The 16,518-nt window shown below is 63.1% G+C and carries 17 protein-coding genes; 12 read left to right on the top strand and 5 right to left on the bottom strand.

Annotated features, from left to right (window positions below; translation table 11 throughout):
- Window positions 1-272 precede the first annotated feature (272 nt).
- A complete protein-coding gene (locus ASJ79_RS31335; RefSeq protein ID WP_011856876.1) occupies window positions 273-965 on the bottom strand; it encodes a TetR/AcrR family transcriptional regulator in 693 nt (230 codons plus the stop codon).
- Between the two features lie 102 nt (window positions 966-1,067).
- Between ASJ79_RS31335 and ASJ79_RS20835 the strand changes: the two genes are divergently transcribed.
- The 3 genes from ASJ79_RS20835 to ASJ79_RS20825 all read left to right on the top strand — a co-directional run bounded on the left by ASJ79_RS20835 (window position 1,068) and on the right by ASJ79_RS20825 (window position 2,791).
- Window positions 1,068-1,580, top strand: a complete 513-nt coding sequence (locus tag ASJ79_RS20835; protein WP_011856877.1) for a PaaI family thioesterase — start codon at window positions 1,068-1,070, stop codon at window positions 1,578-1,580.
- Entirely contained in the window at window positions 1,577-2,248 is a 672-nt protein-coding gene (locus ASJ79_RS20830; RefSeq protein WP_011856878.1) for a TetR family transcriptional regulator, read from the top strand. The genes ASJ79_RS20835 and ASJ79_RS20830 overlap by 4 nt, the downstream gene beginning before the upstream one ends.
- 78 nt (window positions 2,249-2,326) lie before the next feature.
- Window positions 2,327-2,791, top strand: a complete 465-nt coding sequence (locus tag ASJ79_RS20825; protein ID WP_024449209.1) for a DUF6188 family protein — start codon at window positions 2,327-2,329, stop codon at window positions 2,789-2,791.
- 48 nt (window positions 2,792-2,839) lie between these two features.
- Here the strand turns inward: ASJ79_RS20825 and ASJ79_RS20820 are convergent, their stop codons facing one another.
- Window positions 2,840-3,889 (bottom strand): LLM class flavin-dependent oxidoreductase, encoded by a 1,050-nt coding sequence (locus ASJ79_RS20820; protein WP_011856880.1) that lies wholly within the window; start codon window positions 3,887-3,889, stop codon window positions 2,840-2,842.
- Window positions 3,886-4,482, bottom strand: coding sequence for a TetR/AcrR family transcriptional regulator (locus ASJ79_RS20815; protein WP_011856881.1), 597 nt, complete (start codon window positions 4,480-4,482; stop codon window positions 3,886-3,888). Before ASJ79_RS20815 ends, ASJ79_RS20820 begins: the two co-directional genes overlap by 4 nt.
- A 73-nt stretch (window positions 4,483-4,555) precedes the next feature.
- Between ASJ79_RS20815 and ASJ79_RS20810 the strand changes: the two genes are divergently transcribed.
- The 4 genes from ASJ79_RS20810 to ASJ79_RS20800 are packed head-to-tail and all read left to right on the top strand — an operon-like array spanning window position 4,556 to window position 7,328.
- Window positions 4,556-5,752 carry a cytochrome P450 gene (locus ASJ79_RS20810; RefSeq protein ID WP_011856882.1) on the top strand — a complete coding sequence of 399 codons (1,197 nt, stop codon included), beginning with the start codon at window positions 4,556-4,558 and terminating at the stop codon, window positions 5,750-5,752.
- Between the two features lie 28 nt (window positions 5,753-5,780).
- Window positions 5,781-5,942, top strand: coding sequence for a hypothetical protein (locus ASJ79_RS32550; protein ID WP_156442342.1), 162 nt, complete (start codon window positions 5,781-5,783; stop codon window positions 5,940-5,942).
- Complete coding sequence (locus ASJ79_RS20805) at window positions 5,927-6,379, top strand: PaaI family thioesterase (RefSeq protein ID WP_011856883.1); 453 nt, start codon at window positions 5,927-5,929, stop codon at window positions 6,377-6,379. Before ASJ79_RS32550 ends, ASJ79_RS20805 begins: the two co-directional genes overlap by 16 nt.
- Before the next feature lie 58 nt (window positions 6,380-6,437).
- On the top strand, window positions 6,438-7,328 hold the full coding sequence (locus ASJ79_RS20800; RefSeq protein ID WP_011856884.1) for an alpha/beta fold hydrolase: 891 nt from the start codon (window positions 6,438-6,440) through the stop codon (window positions 7,326-7,328).
- Between the two features lie 133 nt (window positions 7,329-7,461).
- Here ASJ79_RS20800 and ASJ79_RS20795 read toward each other — a convergent pair whose 3' ends face one another.
- Window positions 7,462-8,331 carry a metal-dependent hydrolase gene (locus ASJ79_RS20795; protein WP_011856885.1) on the bottom strand — a complete coding sequence of 290 codons (870 nt, stop codon included), beginning with the start codon at window positions 8,329-8,331 and terminating at the stop codon, window positions 7,462-7,464.
- 104 nt (window positions 8,332-8,435) lie between these two features.
- Here ASJ79_RS20795 and ASJ79_RS20790 point away from each other — a divergent pair, with 104 nt between their 5' ends.
- Together ASJ79_RS20790 and ASJ79_RS20785 are read left to right on the top strand one after the other, a co-directional pair.
- Complete coding sequence (locus ASJ79_RS20790; RefSeq protein WP_011856886.1) at window positions 8,436-9,071, top strand: TetR/AcrR family transcriptional regulator; 636 nt, start codon at window positions 8,436-8,438, stop codon at window positions 9,069-9,071.
- Window positions 9,072-9,401: 330 nt separating this feature from the next.
- Window positions 9,402-12,524 (top strand): RND family transporter, encoded by a 3,123-nt coding sequence (locus tag ASJ79_RS20785; RefSeq protein WP_011856887.1) that lies wholly within the window; start codon window positions 9,402-9,404, stop codon window positions 12,522-12,524.
- Window positions 12,525-12,981: 457 nt separating this feature from the next.
- On the opposite strand, the gene ASJ79_RS20780 is transcribed toward ASJ79_RS20785, so the two are convergent.
- Entirely contained in the window at window positions 12,982-14,082 is a 1,101-nt protein-coding gene (locus ASJ79_RS20780) for an ImmA/IrrE family metallo-endopeptidase (protein ID WP_067959322.1), read from the bottom strand.
- 500 nt (window positions 14,083-14,582) lie between these two features.
- Here ASJ79_RS20780 and ASJ79_RS20770 point away from each other — a divergent pair, with 500 nt between their 5' ends.
- The 3 genes from ASJ79_RS20770 to ASJ79_RS35185 are packed head-to-tail and all read left to right on the top strand — an operon-like array spanning window position 14,583 to window position 16,499.
- Complete coding sequence (locus ASJ79_RS20770; RefSeq protein ID WP_067959315.1) at window positions 14,583-14,864, top strand: multiubiquitin domain-containing protein; 282 nt, start codon at window positions 14,583-14,585, stop codon at window positions 14,862-14,864.
- Window positions 14,839-16,068, top strand: a complete 1,230-nt coding sequence (locus tag ASJ79_RS20765) for a ThiF family adenylyltransferase (RefSeq protein ID WP_082753959.1) — start codon at window positions 14,839-14,841, stop codon at window positions 16,066-16,068. Before ASJ79_RS20770 ends, ASJ79_RS20765 begins: the two co-directional genes overlap by 26 nt.
- Window positions 16,065-16,499, top strand: a complete 435-nt coding sequence (locus ASJ79_RS35185; RefSeq protein ID WP_369803729.1) for a DUF6527 family protein — start codon at window positions 16,065-16,067, stop codon at window positions 16,497-16,499. Before ASJ79_RS20765 ends, ASJ79_RS35185 begins: the two co-directional genes overlap by 4 nt.
- Window positions 16,500-16,518 lie beyond the last annotated feature (19 nt).

Here is a 16,518-nt window from a genome sequence, read left to right as displayed (position 1 = left end):
GCGAGCTGGCGTTGATCCACATCGGTTGCCATGGAGTCGAGTGTTTCTGACATCGTCAGTCCTTCCCGCCAAGCTCACGCCCGGCGTGTCAGACCAAGACCAGATCCACCGTTATTCAGACAGACCCCCGCACCTCGCTGTGGAACGGAAACCAGCGTACGGCCTCGCCGATGATGGCGACGAATGGTCCTTCGATGCCATCACCGACGCGATTTGCGAGAGGCGAAAAGGGCCCGAAGACCAGCCGGCTCGACATTGTGATTTCGTTGTGCCTAGCGAGCTGAGCGCGCCGGGCGGCCCGTCTTCTTGGTGGCGATGTTCGATTTTATGGCGTCGCTGTCGGTGTTGCGGTGGGCGGCGAGAAAGTCATCGACGATGTTCGCGCAGTCATTGTGAGTGATAGTGCGAAGCCCGGTCATTCGGGCGAAGGCGAGTGGTCCGACGAGTTGGCAAAGCGCCAGTTCCTGGTCGAAGTCGTTGAGTTCGGCTTGAGCTTTTGGGCTGGTGAGTACGGCGTCAAATGGTTGACGATATTGATCGACAACTCGGGTCCGTAGCGCCCCGGATGTGTGGCGGTCTTCCGCTTGGGCATTGGAGCCGGTGGGCCCCAATGAGAGCCACGCGAGTGTCGTGACATGCAGCGGTGCGTCGTTGAAAAGGGCGGCTTGGCGGCTGAGCAATTCGATCAGCTGCTCACGGAGGGGTCCGCTGGTCGGTGCCGGAGTGGTCACTTGTGGAAGTAGGCGTTCGAACGTGGCTGCCAGTAAATGCGACGAACTGTGGAAGTGGCGGTACAGCGTGGTTCGGGCCACTTTGGATGCTTTGGTGACGGCATCGATAGTGACCGCTTCCACCCCACCGGTGCTCAGTAGCGTTGCCGCAGCATCCAGCAGCCGGGTGCGTGACCGGATGAGCCGAGGGTCCACGTCGTCGTCAGGGACGGGCACTGCCTGACTGTCGCTCACTCGTTCACCTCGGCGGTCGATCTTCACGCGATGCTGTCACGGCAGTCTAGCAGTGTGGTACTAACGGTAGCGCAGCGAAACCGATCGTATTGGAGGGTGACGGTGCCCGAAAGCCTGTTGCCGCCCGAGCGGCTGCCCTCGCACACCACGACATGCATGGGTTGCGGCCCGGACAACCCCCACGGACTGCGGTTGGTGGTGCATCGTAGCGGCGACGCGGTGTACACCGATGTGACGTTCGATGAGCGCCATATCGGGGCCCCGGGCCTGGCCCATGGCGGGGCAGTGGCCGCGGCATGTGATGACGTCCTGGGCTTCACGTTGTGGATCGCCGGAACCCCGGCGGTGACCCGCACCCTGACGGTCGAATATTTGCGGCCGGTGCCGCTGCATCAGACCCACCGGATTACTGCCCACATCGTCTCTCGTGAAGGGCGGGCGCTGCATGTCACGGCGACAGGCACGGGTGAGGGTGGGATCGCCCGCTTCACCGCCAGTGCAGTGTTCATTGTCGTCAGCCCTGAGCACTTCGCCGCACACGGCGATGTCAGCGCTTTCGGCGATCTTCTGGAGCAGTTCTCGCGCCGCGGCGGCCTCGACCCGGAGCCGTCATGACTGTCCCTCAGGCGCGCAGCCACGGGAAAACCCCGCCTTCGGAAGCGAACTCGGTCGCTGCAGAGAAGCGAGCCGCTAACGCGTCGCGTTCACGCGCGTCCGCACGGCGCCGGGAGACCATTCTTGATGCAGCTTTGGTCGTGGCCGCGGCGGGTGGTTACGAGGCGGTTCAGATGCGGACAGTTGCCGAGCGGGTCGGCATCGCCGTCGGCACGCTTTACCGCTATTTCCCGGCGAAAACCCACTTGCTGGTGGCAGCGCTGACGCGCGAGTTCCGTCGACTCGACTCGGCCGGGGACTGGGCGAGTGGTGAGGGCACACCGCTGGAACGGCTCGAACGGCTCACCGCACATCTGCATGACCGCTGGCAGCGCGACCCATGGCTGACGACGGCCATGACACGGGCCTTCGCAGTCGCAGATACCCGCGCCGCCGCGGAACTCGACCGCGCGGCCGATGAGATCCAGATCCTGCTGGCCCGCACGCTCAGGGGCGGCGAGCCCACTCCTACCGATCTGCACGTGGCTGGGATCATCTCCGACATCTGGCTGGCCAACCTCGTGGCCTTCAGCGGCCACCGCGCGACAGCCGCCGACACCCGCGACCGCATTGACCGAGCCACCAGGCGCGTCGTGACCAGCGCTGCTAGGCCAGCCGTCTACCGGTAACGATACTGCTGGTATCGCAGCGATACTTGGCGTACTCTTTGGGGATACGGCTCAACGATGCGTCGAAAAGAGACTGCCATGTACACCCAATGGATCGAAAACCTTGTCGTACAACGCCTCTCGCTGCACGGCGGCCTGGTTCTGGATTTCGATGATTACAACGAAATCGTCATCTCCTGCCCCCTACTATTGACGCTTCCTGCCGTCGGCACCTACCCCATCGAGGCGGTGCGTATTGACCCCCTCAGGATCGCGACCCACGAACGCCCGCTGCTGAACCTCGCCGGCGCACTGTGCACCCAGGCCTGGTCCAGCGACGATGGAGGGCTACACCTGAGCTTCTCGCGCGGACATCGCATCGATGTCGATCCCGACGCTGAACAGACAGCGTGGGAGCTCTATGGCATGCGCCACGGCTACATGGCCTGTCTACCTCAAGGACGGGTACGCGTGGTCCGCCATGACCTCCCCGACACCGACGACGCCAACATCGTCAACAGCGTCAGGCAATCATCGGCGGGGTCGGCGCGGCAGACCCACTAATCCGGCCGCGGACACTGCGACGGGTCGACTTGGGCGGCAATACGTGGATCAGGTTGAACGTGGACAGGACCGCCCTGGCGACATCGAGGCGGGCGAGCATTCCCGGATGATGCTGTCGAGGTTTTGTTGCACGCGTTCGGCAGTGATGCCGACCGATGGTGAATACAGCATGATGTGGTCGAGGACGCCGTTGTACCGTCTCAATTGTTCACGGACCTCGTGCGCCGTCCCGGCGACACCCATGGCGTCGATCATCTCCTCGGACACAGCGGCGAACATCGCCGGGAAATCGCGCTGGGCGAATGCTTGCCGGATGGCTCGGCCTTCGCTGGCGAAGCCGTTCACATCGAGTACCGTCTCGTAGGATTTGACCGAGGAGTAGAACGCAATCTGCTGCGCCAGTTCGCGCCTGGCGACCTCGGCGTCGTCGTGGATGGCGCACATCACCATGGAAATGATTTCCACGTCATTGGGGTCGCGGCCGGTGTGCGCGGCGCCCCTGGCGATAGCGGGCCGGACGACCTCTTCGACGTAGGTGGTTGTGAACAGCGGATGTCCGGCTAGGCCGTCGGCCACCCGCCCGGCCGCCTCGCACATCCGGGGCCGGACACCGGCAGTGACGATCGGGATCGGCCTGCTGGAGGGTCCCACGTCGCCGGTCGGGGTGAGATTCATTCTGTAGAAACGGCCCTCGTGATGGATCGGGCCTTCATGCAGGTTCCATATCCGGCGCAGCAGCATCACGAGTTCTTCCATCCGCAGGGCGGGTGCGGAGGTGTCGGGCACGCCGTGCCAGTCGCCCATCATCCGTTTGGTGCCGTTGCCGATGCCGAGTACCAGTCGTCCGTTGGAGAGTTCGTCGAGGTCGCGCGCCTCGGTGGCCAGCACCAGGGGGCTTCGGCCGACGCCGTAGAGAATGGAGGAACCGATCCGACAGTTCTGGGTGCTGTTGGCCATCGCGGCCATGGAGATCGATCCGGACCGAGAATAGAACTCCGAGGCCCATACGGCGTCGAACCCGGCCGCATCAGCGGCCTGGGCGGTCTGGGCCAGTGACTTCAGATCCGCGCCGAGAACCGACAGGCCGTAGGTGCTCATGACTGGTCTCCTGTGCGCGGGCGCAGCCCGTCGAACATGACGGCGCTGAGGGTGCTGGCGACCACCGTCTCGTCGAGGTGGTTATCGGTGACCAGGTACATGAGTGCATTGATGGTGACCGCGCCGAACAGCGCAATCGACGTCGATCGCGCATCGGGCTGAGCGACGAGGGATCCGTCGCGGGCCCCTTCGATGAGCAGGGTTTCGACGGGTTGTTGGTAGGCGGTATTGATCATCTCGGCGATAGCCGGCATGCGGGCCGCTCGTCCCAATTCGCCGATGAGTGCACGGCATACCGCTGGCCGCTGCGCCATTGCCCGCAGTTGTGCGCGGATCACGAGTTCGAGGCGTTCGGCACCGGTGCCGCCGGTGTGCACGATCGCGGTCACAGCATCGAAGATGTCCTTGAGGAGGTCTTCGAGCAGGAAAGCAAGGATGTCCTCTTTACCGGCGAAGTAGTAGTACAGCGTCGCTTTCGGCACACCGGTCACCGCGGCGACGTCTTCGATCTTGGAGTCGTTGAGCCCCTTCTCGGCGAACAAGTCCGCCGCGGCGGGAAGCCGGTCAGAGATCTGACGTGGAATCTTGCGCATTGCCCCCCTGTCCCGTTCGGCCGGTTTAGACTGCGAGTCTAAACCGTCGTTACTTTGGTGGTCGGAGGTCTTGGTGGTCTCGGTGCAAATTCGTTACGACCCGTTCGACGCCTCGATTCTCAACGACCCCTATCCGACGTATCGGTCGTTGCGTGACACGGCTCCGGTGTACCGCGCCGAGGAATCCCATACCTGGGTGTTGAGCCGGCACGCCGACGTCCAGGCCGCAGCACTGGATCACGGCACGTACTCCTCGGTGGACGGCATCTTCCCCACCCCACCGGGATCGGACTTCATCGGCTCGTTCCTGCCGATGATGATCGTGATGGACCCTCCGCGCCACGACCAGTTGCGTGCCCTGGTGAGCCGGGCGTTCACTCCCCGGCGGGTGGCCGGGCTGCAGGGCGCCATCACACAGATGGCCGCGGAGTTGTTCGAGCGCCTCGACGAGGGCTCTGGTTCGGCGGACTTCGTGACCGACTTCGCCGCGATCCTGCCCGCCGCGGTGATCGCCGATCTACTGGGCATTCCCGCCACCGATCGTGATCAGTTCCGATTGTGGTCGAGCCAACTGGTCCAGGTCGACGTCAACCACGGACAAACCACCGACGCACTGACCGCCGCCACCTCGATCTACGCCTACTTCACCGACTTCCTCGCCGACCGCCGCCAAACCCCCCGCGAGGACATGATGTCGGCGTTGGCGAACGCCACAGTCGACGGGATCAGACTGACCGACGAGGAAGTCCTCGGCTTCTGCGCGCTGCTGCTCGTCGCGGGCTACGAGACCACCACCAATCTGCTGGGGAACTCCGCGGTCGTGCTGGCCCAGCATCGGCAGACCCGCCGACGCCTGGCCGCCGATCGAACACTATTGGGGCCGGCAGTTGAGGAGTTGCTGCGCTACGACTCACCGGCACAGGGACTTTCACGAACCCTGACCCGCGACGTCACACTGCACGACACGACCATGCGTCAAGGTGAGAAGGTGCTGCTGCTGTTCGGGTCGGCCAACCGCGACGAGCGCGCCTTCCCCGATCCTGACGTGTTCGACATCGAGCGCACCAGTGAGCACCAGGTCGCCTTCGGTCGCGGCATCCACTTCTGTCTGGGCGCGGCACTGGCGCGGATGGAGGCCCGCATCGCTCTGGATGCTCTGTTGGACAAGGTGCCCGACTGGGAGGTCGATCTTGAATCGGCGCGGCGGCTGCGGTCCGGACCGATCCGCGGCTACACATCGCTGCCCATCACTTGGACCACACCGGTCTAGCCCGTGCCCCTCCTCGACGACGCGTCGTGTGCATCACCGCGCGGCCAGGTTCTTCATCGCCGTCGATATCGAGCACTCCGCCGCGCACGGCGACCTCGGCGCATTCGGCGACATGCTCAAACGATTCGCGGGCTCGAACGGTGATCGACCCATGACCGGACAGGAGAAAGGGGCATGGTGGTGGCAGTGACATTCGCGCACTTCGATGAGCAGATCGCCGACCAGCTGCTCAGATCGCCGAACACAGCAGGTGGACTGTCGAGGTTTCTGAGCTTTCGGCACACCGAACTCGCCGCCGGTCGGCTGGTGGCAGAGATGGAAACCCGTGCCGAACTGCTCACACCCTTCGGCACCCTGCACGGCGGATGTCTATCGGCGATGGTCGACCACTGTCTCGGAGTCGTGTTCTACCCCGTCATTCCGGCCGGATCATGGGTCGCCACCACCGAATTCAAGCTAAACCTGCTGCGACCCGTGTCCACCGGTGTGTGTGTCGCCGTCACCGACATCGTGTCGCTGGGCAAGCGCAGTGGAGTGGCGCGCATCGACATTAGCAACGGCGACAAAGCCGTCTGCGTAGCCCAGGGCACGGTCACGATCGTGAACGCCGCGGGCAACGCACTATGAAGGCGCTTGCTGCCGGGCCCACGCTTCGGGCGGACGACGATCTCGCCAGGAAGGTGTCATGACCTCCGCCGTGCAGCATCGGGTCCGAACCCAGGACGGGATCGCCCTGGCTGCGGACTGCTACGGCCACGATGACGCCCGTCCCGTCGTGCTGCTCCTGCACGGCGGCGGCCAGAACCGGCACGCGTGGAGCACTTCAGCGCGTCGCCTCCACGCATGCGGATACACAGTCGTCGCCTACGACACCCGCGGTCACGGCGACAGCGACTGGGACCCAGCCGGCAGGTACGACATCGAGCGACTCGCGACCGATCTTCTCGCCGTGCGCGAGCACTTCAGCGCCTATACCGCCCCTGCGGTCGTAGGTGCATCCCTTGGGGGCATGACCGTGCTCGGCACGCATCTGTTGACATCCGGGGCGTCGTGGGCGGCGGTCGTCCTGGTCGACGTCACCCCGCGACTTGAATTCCAGGGCGCCCGTCGCGTGGTGACGTTCATGGCCGCACATCCCGATGGCTTTAGCACCCTCTCTGACGCCGCAGAGGTGATCGCCGCGTACAACCCCCATCGCTCGCGCCCGGCCAACGTCGACGGCCTGCGCAAGGTGCTACGGCAGCGTCACGACGGCCGCTGGATCTGGCGGTGGGACCCGGCATTCATTCACTCCAACTTCGACTTTCTCCGCGACGAATCGACCACGGGAACGGAGCAATTCGACGCAATCAGCCACCTGCTGATCGACGGAGCCCGACGGGTCAATGCCCCAACACTTCTCGTAAGGGGCCTCTTGTCCGACGTGGTCTCCCAAGCCACCGTCGACGAGTTCAAGCAACTGGTTCCCCACGCCGAGACCGTCGACGTATCCGGCACCGGACACATGATCGCCGGCGACGACAACGACGCCTTCGGCTGCGCCGTCACCGAGTTCCTCGGCCGGAACCTCCTGTAGGTCGCGACGTTGGTCGAGCACCATCGATCGGCCAGTAGTCAGAACCGATCTTGACTTCACAGCGCGCGAAGCGGAGCCCATGAAGTGTTCTTCGGTTAAGGCCGACTTTGAACTGTGCCGGGCTCTGGTCGAGCTAGACGCCACTACGCACTTGCTGGCCACCATCGGCGTCGAAGAGTTCCTTGGTCCAGCGTTCGAGGATTTCTGCGCTGTCCCAGTCGTCGGGATGAAATCCGGCGCGGGTGTAGGAGCGAAAGCGCGCAATTGCTGCTGGGCTGAATAGCGGGTTATGACGGAAGGCTCGAAGGCTGCGCAGCAAGCGCACCGGGTTGTAGGCGGAACGGTCACCAGCCAGAGAGCGGGTGGTCTGGATGACCAACTCGCTGAACAAGAGGAGGCTGGCGATCCGCATCCCCCAGACCCTGGTGCGTTCGCTTCCACCGACCGTCTCGTAGACATCGAAAGCAACGGCCTTATGCTCGCATTCTTCCAGTGCGTGCCAGAGCAGAATAGGCCGCACTTCGGTGTCGCCGATCAGTTCTTGAGCTTCGTCGCTGGTGAGAATGATCTCGGCGAATGTCGCCGTGTAGTGCTCGAGGGCGGCCGTCACAGCCAGGCGCATCTTGGGAGAAAAACGCTTCTCAAGTCGGCCAACCAGCTTCTTGACATGCCGATCGATCCCCTCGGTGGGATAGCCCATTGCTTGAAGCCGATCGTTGAGCAGCCGATGCTGGTGTCGGTGGGTGGCCTCTTGTGCGATAAACCCCTTGACCGCCTCCTTGAGGTCAGCGTCGCTGATGTGGTCCCGGTACTCGCGGACTGACCGGATAAAGAAGTCTTCGCCTTCGGGGAACGTGGCCGACAAGGTGGACACAAAGTGGCTCATCACCAAGTCGCCATCAACGAAGTGCTGCCGACTGGTCCCAGCAGGCATATCGAATCGAACACGGCGGGGCTTCGGGACGACCCGTGCGGTGGGCCGTGTGGACGAATCGTCGCTCATGTTGTTCTCCCATTCGCCAAGGACGCGCTGTCAATCTGACTCTAAGCCTTGTCAGAATTAGATGGCAAGCTATCCACGTGGTTTCGGCGCGGGTGTATAGCGGAATGTCCGCCGAGGAGCGTCACCGGAACCGGCGCACCCGTCTCATCGAGGCCGCAACGGAGTTGATCGGCACGCGCGGCGTTGCCGCCGCCACTGTGACTGCCGTCTGCGCTGAATCGGGTGTCACGTCACGGTACTTCTACCAGCACTTCTCCGACCGAGACGCACTCCTGCGGGCTGTCTACCAGCAGCTCTATGCCACCTTCCAGGAGGTGATAGTCGACGCGATCCCCGATGCCGGCGAGCCACCGGAGGTATTGGCGTACGCGCCAATCCGCAGGCTGGTCGGCATGATCGACAACGACCCGCGGCTGGGTCGGATCCTGTTCGTGGAATCTGCAACCGAGCCGCTGCTCCGAGAGCTACGCAGCGAACTAATGGCAGGTTTCACCGACCTTGTCTTGCGCGAAGCCAGACTTCACCTCGACATCGCCGACTCTGCCGTGGGGGTTGCCCATTTGGCTTCGACCTTGGGCGTGGGAGGGCTATTCGAAGTCTTGCGCCGCCGACTCGACGGAGAACTGGAATTCACCACAGATGAACTCGTTCAGCACTGCGCAGGTTTCCTGGGCAGCCTAGGCAATTACGTGCTGCTGCAGAACACGGGCCAGTCGGCCACAACCGAAGCGCAAACCTAGAGCTAGCGGCCCCGCTACGCGATGTGGCCGTGCGTGCGCCCGACGACCAACGTCCGAGAACAGCAACAGCAAGACCCTGAACGGCATCCAAGGCCAGTGTCGTCGACTTACAGCGTCAGCCCTGGCTTCCAGAAACCCACTGAGTGTTCGATCATTCCTCTGCCCACTGCGACCGTCGGCCCGGTCCCGACTCGATAGCGGTCGCCGGCCCCTTCGCCAGCCGCGCGCTTTGCGCGGCCTGGCGACGACGGCCCCGCCACCACTTGCACTACATGCGGTAGCGTAGCGATACCGATAGTATCGCTACGATTCGCTACTAGTGGAGGCCCAGTGACCGACGGCACTGCAGATTCCCCAGGCCAGGCCACGCGCCGTGGCCAGCGGGACAACGGATCCCCCAACCCGGCCGAAACCCGCGAGTACAGCGAACGGTTGGCAGCGCTAGCCCGATTCACCCTCCGACACAAAGCGCTGGTCATCGGGGTATGGCTAGGCGCCGCGGTCGTCCTCGCGTTGCTGTTCCCCCAGCTAGAAACCGTGGTGCGCCAACAGTCGGTGGACCTCATCCCTCGCGATGCGCCGTCCTTGCAGACGGTTGACCGCATGAGCGCCGCTTTCGGCGAAGAAGGCTCAAAAACCATGGTGTTCGTCGCCATGGAAGACCCCAATGGCTTGACTCCGACTGCACGGCAGCGCTACGGCGAACTCGTGCGCCGGTTGCAGGGCGAAGGCAACCACGTCCTGCTGGTGCAGGACCTACTGTCCGATCCGATTACCGAAGCCCAGGCAGTCAGCGCCGACCGCAAAGCTTGGTACCTGCCCGTAGGTGTCACCGGCACCCTCGGAGACCCCACGGCCGCCGAATCGGTAAACGCGGTGCGCAACATCGCCGCCGAGGTCTTCACCGGCTCGACCACGACTGTGCAAGTGACGGGACCACCGGCAACCTTCAGCGACATGATCGCATCCGCCGAGCACGACCTGCTGCTGATCTCAATCGCTACCGCGGGCGTGATCGCCCTGATCCTGCTGATCGTCTACCGGTCGGTGTTCACCGCGCTGTTACCGCTGCTAGTAATCGGGTTGAGCCTGGCAGTCGGGCGCGGCGTGCTGTCCGCCCTCGGCGAGATGGGCATGCCCGTCTCCCAGTTCACCGTCGCCTTCATGACTGCGATCCTGCTCGGCGCGGGAACCGACTACACCGTATTTCTGATCAGCCGATACCACGAACAGCGCCGCGCCCAAGTACCCGCCGATCAGGCCGTCATCCACGCCACCGCCAGCATCGGGCGCGTCATCCTCGCCTCCGCCGCCACCGTCGCACTCGCGTTCCTGGCCATGGTCTTCGCGCGGCTCAGCGTCTTCGCCGCCCTTGGCCCCGCGTGTGCCATCGCCGTACTGTTCGGATTTCTGGCCACCGTAACCCTGCTGCCACCGGTGCTGTCGCTAGCCGCCAAACGCGGCATCGGTGAACCCAAACCCGATCGCACCCGCCGCTACTGGAACAGCGTCGCCGTCGCCGTGGTCCGCCGTCCCGTGCCACTACTCATCGTCAGCCTGGTCATCTTGCTCGCCCTGTCGGCAGCGGCAGCAACCATCAAAATCAGCTACGACGACCGCAAGGGCCAACCAGACACCACGGCCAGCAACCTGGGCTACCACCTGCTGGACCGCCACTTCCGCAAAGACGTCGTCATCAGCGAATTCCTCGTCGTGGAAAATCCGACCGACATGCGGACCGGCAAAGGACTGGCCGATCTTGACGAGATGGCCTCCCGCGTCTCCCAGATCCCCGGCGTCACCAAGGTTTCCGGAGTCACCCGCCCCACCGGAGAGCGCCTCGACCAAGCAGAACTGGCCTGGCAGAACGGCCAGATCGGCGACAAAATGGCCGGCGCCGTCGCCGAGGGCAACTCCCGCAAGGACGACCTCACCAAACTCACCGACGGCGCCGACCAGCTCGCCGACGGCCTCGCCCAACTCGACAGCACCGTGCGCACCGCCTTCACACCACTAGCCGGAATCCTCACCCAAGCCCAATCCGCAGGAACTCAGGTCAACCAATTCCGGCCGCTGCTGCAACAACTTTCCGCCACTGCCCCCGCCGTCGACCAAGCCATCCAATCCGGCCCAGGACTACGACCGCTGGCCAACCAAGCCCAAAACGCAATCACTCAACTCGACCCACTCGTCGGCGCCCTCAACACCTCACCCTGGTGCGCCACCACCCCACAATGCGCCCAAATCCGCAACCAGGTCCAGATCCTGGTCACTCTGCGCGACAACGGATTCTTCAACCAAATCGCCGACCTCGGGGACCGCTACGATCCCGCCACCAATGCCACCGTTGGTGGCACCCTCGCCAACGTCCAGAACGCAGTCGCCTCACTGGACAAGGCATTCGGAGCCCTGGGTGACCCCGCCGACCTGACCACAAATCTCCGCCGATTGCAGGACGGAATCGGACAGCTGGCCTCCGGCGCCCAAGCACTCGCCACCGGCGTCCGCACCCTCGCCGACAGCAACATCGAAATGCTGTCCGGCATGAGCCAGATCGCCACCCAACTACAGAACTCCTCGCGCGCAGCGGCCGACTCCGACTCCTCGAGCGGTTTCTACCTGCCCGCCAACGCATTCGAGAACCGGCAATTCACCGACGTCGCCGAACAATTCCTCTCACCGGACGGCAAAACAGCGCGGTTCATGATCGAAAGCAGCCACGACCCATACAGCGTTGAAGCCATGGACCTCGCCAGCCGCATCACCGACACCGCCAACACCGCACGACCCAACACGTCACTCGCCGACGCCACCGTGTCCGTAGCCGGCTTCCCCGCCGTCAACTCCGATATCCAACGACTCCTCTGGGCCGACTTCGCACAACTAGCCATCGCCACCATCATCATCGTCGGCGTCATCCTGGTCCTACTACTGCGCGCACTCCTAGCACCGCTCTACCTACTAGGCACCGTCGTGCTCAACTACCTCGCATCACTCGGCATCGGCGTCGTAGTCTTCCAATGGGGACTGGGCCACGAAATCGCCTGGCCCGTACCGCTGCTGGCGTTCATCATCCTCGTCGCCGTCGGCGCCGACTACAACATGCTGCTCGTCTCACGGCTCCGCGAAGAATCCGGAACCAACATCCGCGTCGGCGTCCTGCGCACCGTGGCAAACACCGGAGCCGTCATCACCTCCGCTGGCCTCATATTCGCCGCCAGCATGTTCGGCCTCATGGTCGGCTCAGTCGCCATCATGATCCAAGCCGGCCTCATCATCGGCTTCGGGCTGCTGCTCGACACCTTCCTCGTGCGCACCCTCACCGTGCCCGCCATCGCCACACTCCTACGCGAAGCCAGCTGGTGGCCCACCAAAGCAACAAACCCGCGACCCGGTCAGACCAACCCAGGAGGCATTAAGGACGCACCTCACGTGCTGGTCCAGGAGAGGTGAAAAGCGAACAGAGCAATACCCGGCGCTACATGCCGACCAGCGTGAAGGCGTATTCACCCCGAATGAATACGACCCCTGCGCCGGTACGGCGGGGCCGGTTATCGACGGACAAAAAGCGATCATCACGCCCGGACGGTCGCTTTTCGGTTGCTCCACTCCGGCCTCCGAGCGGCATCCGTCGGGTACGAAGCTGTGTTCGATCGCACCTTCGGCGTAGCCATCGGGCATTTCTTTCTCTACCGACGTCGAGCAGTAGTTCGGCACCGACAACCGGTTATGGGAGGACTCAAGACCTCGTTATTCGCGACGCAAAGCACGCAAAATCGCACTGTCGCTGACTACCGCGACATATCAGCCAGCAGACGACTTACGCGAGGAACGCGAGGTACAGTCGCGTACTCCGTCTTCCAGTTCGGCAGCCGGCTTACGGGCCAGCGTCTCCTCCAGCATCGCTGCGCTATTTCCAGCGAGGTAGGACGTCGCTGACCGAGGGGGCGTTCTTGGCCAGTGTCGTCCGCCAGTCCAAGCGACCTCGTTTCTGCAGATGGCCAATCAGCACGATCTTCGCGAGTCCGAATCTGGTTGCAGTCTGTTCGACCCACGCAGCGTTGATCCGCGAGGGCACTGACGGCCACCCGTGGGGAAAAATCCAGCTGCCGGCGCCGTCGTTGGCTTCTTTCTCGCGGTTTGACTCTTGTGCATGACTGTCGTCTAAGTCCTCGACGATTGGGCCGTCGTCAACGTGCCCTCGGAGAATGTGTGCGATCTCGTGGAGCAGGGTGAATAGGACTTTGTCGAGTCGCTTGCCGCGTCCCGATAGCCCGATGACGGGGTAACCGTCTACGAATAGCGCGCACCCGTCGATCTTGGCGCCGGGTAGTGCTTCGACGTAGACCAGCCGGACGCCGGCGTCACGCAATTGGTCGGGCAGCGTCGTGAAGTCCTCAGCTGTTCTCACCGACCTTGGGAGTGACGCGGCAAGTTGGGCAAGCATTTCCGGCGAGTACTCAACGACTGGAGGTAGCTTCCTCGCTTGTTTGCGCACGCAGGCGACCCATGCTTGTTGCAGCATGGTGATGTCTTCGCCATGATTCGTCCGTTTTGCTGCCGCTCCGAGCTCGGGATGGTCATTGATGGAGGTGAGTTCGAATAGGTCCATCACTTCGGCTTCTAGCTCGTCCAGGGTCGAACCAGTGAGGATTTTCCTCTTCTGTAGAAGTTGAATGGGTGCCAGCTCATTGAGTCGTGCACGGCGGCGTACATCGCTGAGTCTCGCCTTCGTTGTTTGGTTCTTTTCTTGTTCGGCCAGGAAGTACTGGTCCTGCAGGTTGAGCCAGTACTGCGGTGATTGGTTGAAGGCGGCGCCAATCTGGGCAGCTGACTCGCGGGTGATCTCTTTTTTCCCGGTCACAATCTCGGACACGAATTGGGTGGGGCGGTCGATTACGGCGGCGAAGTCGGCCTGAGACCATCCGCGGGCGTCGAGTTCATCGCCTAAGAGTTCGCCGACTGGTGTCTGATCAATGGGTAGTGGGTCGTTGTGGGTGGTGTTGCTCATCGCTGGGGTTCCATCTCTACTGCCAAGACTCCAAAGACCACAGCGCCGTGGTCGTCAGAGTTCTTGAACGTGAGGTCAATAACGCGGCCTGAACTCAACGTGGCCCGTGCCCGTGTGGGGTCACCGGAGTGGTCGGGTTCGATCCGCAGCAAGCGCATGTTCCGAAGGTCGGTTTCGACGTGAGCGGCACGTGCGCACTGGATGAGACGGTGGAACTCCCGGATCTCGCGGTCAGTCCAACCTGCTGGCCGGAACTCGGGGTCTAGGGCGAGGCGGCGCAGGCCCTCGTCCGAATACTCCCGTTCCACGCGTCTGTTCTCCATCACCCATCGGCTGATGACGGATATCAGCCGTAGTAGTACCTTAACGCCGCCTCGCTGAACTGGGGCATTCCGACGCGGTAAACACTTGTAATCAGCTCATCACCCAATGGGTGATGCCAATGTTACACTCCTACGGAGCGACCAGGCTCAGCAATCCCCGTGGAGAGGAAGACGGTTATGACGGCAGCGACCCAGGAGCTGGGCAAGAAGAAGGACAAGGAGTACGAGGTCGCCATCAACGGCACCGAGACCTTTTTGAAGCACGACACGATCACCTACGAGGAGCTGGGCGACCTGGCCTTTCCAGGCCACGATCCGGCCGCCATGTTCACTGTCACTTACCGCCACGCCGATCCGTCCCACGGGGGCAAGGCCAGCGGGACCCTGGTGGCCGGTGAATCCGTGAAGGTTAAGAAGAAGGGCACCGAGTTCAATGTTCGACTCACGACTCGTTCGTGATAGCCCTGATCTGGCCCGCTTGGTGCAGGACGGCTTCGCCGTCCGCATCGTCAACGGGTTCCTCGTCGTGGAGGACATCCCTTTCGTGGATGACAACGCTCAGGTCCAGTGGGGTTCCCTGTTGTGCCCCTTGGACCTGAGCGGTGCCACCACCGCTCCCCCCGGCACCCACGTCATGTGTTTCGTCGGCGGTGTCCCCCGAGACAAGAACGGCTATCCCATCGATGGTCTGGTCAATGACGGCGTCGAGAAGTGGTCCGCCACGGCCGAGCTCACCGCCAGCTGCGGCTTTTCGCAGAAACCCGCTGCCGGCGGTTACTGCGACTTCTACGACAAGGTCACCTACTACGTCGCCATGATCGTGGGTCCAGCCCAAGCCATCGATCCGGACGCGAGTCCGCACACATATAAGCCCGTGCAAACCGACGAAGACGACGGTGTGTTCCTCTACGTGGACACCTTCTCCAGCGGCGCCGGCATCACCGACCTGAACGACCGGCTCGCCCTCGACAAGGTCGTGGTCATTGGTCTCGGCGGCACTGGCTCCCACATTCTGGACGCCCTCGCCAAGACTCCGGTTCGGACCATCCACCTCTACGACGGTGACGTTTTCCGCACTCACAACGCCTTTCGCGCCCCCGGTGCCGCCAGCTCCGACGACCTCACCGCCGGAAAGAAGAAGGTGGACTACTACGCCGAGATGTACTCCTCTATGCGGCGCGGCATCGTCCCGCATCCGGTCAATACCACCGCTGCGAACATCCACGAGCTTCTCGACGCCAACTTCGTGTTCCTTGCGATGGACTCCGGGCCGGACAAGAAGGACATCATCGACACCCTGACTACGAACGGGATTTCCTTCATCGACACCGGTGTAGGCCTGAGCAAGGACCCCAGCGGCATCAACGGTCAGCTCCGCATCACTACCTCCACTCCCGGACGGAACGGACATCTCGAAAGGGACGGACTGATCTCGTATTTCGCCGGTGAAGACGCCGAGTACGACACCAACCTCCAGGTCGACGAACTCAACGCCATCACCGCCAACCTCGCCGTTATCCGCTACAAGAAGGGCCTCGGCTTTTACGCCGACGCCGAAGGCGAACACCACACCGTGTACGTCGTCGACAGCGGCGAGCTGCACCATCGGTACGGCATCAGCGACAACCACGCTTCCGACGCTGACGAGGACGACTCAGCATGAAAAATGAGTTCCTCGTTCCGGTATTCACTGAGTCCATCCCCGCCCATCTCGAACCGGGAAACCTCTACATCTCTATGCGCTACGAAACCGCAGTCCACTTGTGCGCCTGTGGCTGCGCCACCAAGGTGGTGACACCGTTCGGACGCCATGACTGGACACTCACCTTCAATGGCACCGTCTCGTTGCACCCCTCCGTCGGCAACGGGCAACAGCCCTGCCGATCGCACTACAACGTCCGCACTGACCGCGTTGAGTGGCTCCCGCGCATCTCAAAGCGGGCGACCCAGCTCGCGAGCAACCGGGACCGAGCAGCCCACACCCAACCCCCCGCTCCACTGCCCCCCAAGCCCTGGTGGCGCCGCATCCGGGACCTCGCACAGCGGGCATTTGGACGGCCAAGCGAAGATATGCCCGGCCGTCCGAAGCACTGAGTAACTTGAATTCAAAGCT

This window comes from Mycobacterium sp. NAZ190054, assembly GCF_001545925.1.
GTDB lineage: Bacteria > Actinomycetota > Actinomycetes > Mycobacteriales > Mycobacteriaceae > Mycobacterium.
Note: the sequence above shows the minus strand (reverse complement) of the source record. Positions and strands in the feature narration are given on the sequence as shown.

Excerpts from the sequence above, each read along its gene's own strand:
- ASJ79_RS20830 (WP_011856878.1), top strand. The coding sequence starts at position 1,577 with ATGACTGTCCCTCAGGCGCGCAGCCACGGGAAAACCCCGCCTTCGGAA.
- ASJ79_RS20825 (WP_024449209.1), top strand. The coding sequence starts at position 2,327 with ATGTACACCCAATGGATCGAAAACCTTGTCGTACAACGCCTCTCGCTG.
- ASJ79_RS20815 (WP_011856881.1), bottom strand. The coding sequence starts at position 4,482 with ATGCGCAAGATTCCACGTCAGATCTCTGACCGGCTTCCCGCCGCGGCG.
- ASJ79_RS20780 (WP_067959322.1), bottom strand. The coding sequence starts at position 14,082 with ATGAGCAACACCACCCACAACGACCCACTACCCATTGATCAGACACCA.
- ASJ79_RS35185 (WP_369803729.1), top strand. The coding sequence starts at position 16,065 with ATGAAAAATGAGTTCCTCGTTCCGGTATTCACTGAGTCCATCCCCGCC.
- ASJ79_RS20800 (WP_011856884.1), top strand. The coding sequence starts at position 6,438 with ATGACCTCCGCCGTGCAGCATCGGGTCCGAACCCAGGACGGGATCGCC.
- ASJ79_RS20795 (WP_011856885.1), bottom strand. The coding sequence starts at position 8,331 with ATGAGCGACGATTCGTCCACACGGCCCACCGCACGGGTCGTCCCGAAG.
- ASJ79_RS20820 (WP_011856880.1), bottom strand. The coding sequence starts at position 3,889 with ATGAGCACCTACGGCCTGTCGGTTCTCGGCGCGGATCTGAAGTCACTG.
- ASJ79_RS20765 (WP_082753959.1), top strand. The coding sequence starts at position 14,839 with ATGTTCGACTCACGACTCGTTCGTGATAGCCCTGATCTGGCCCGCTTG.
- ASJ79_RS20790 (WP_011856886.1), top strand. The coding sequence starts at position 8,436 with ATGTCCGCCGAGGAGCGTCACCGGAACCGGCGCACCCGTCTCATCGAG.
- ASJ79_RS20805 (WP_011856883.1), top strand. The coding sequence starts at position 5,927 with ATGGTGGTGGCAGTGACATTCGCGCACTTCGATGAGCAGATCGCCGAC.
- ASJ79_RS20770 (WP_067959315.1), top strand. The coding sequence starts at position 14,583 with ATGACGGCAGCGACCCAGGAGCTGGGCAAGAAGAAGGACAAGGAGTAC.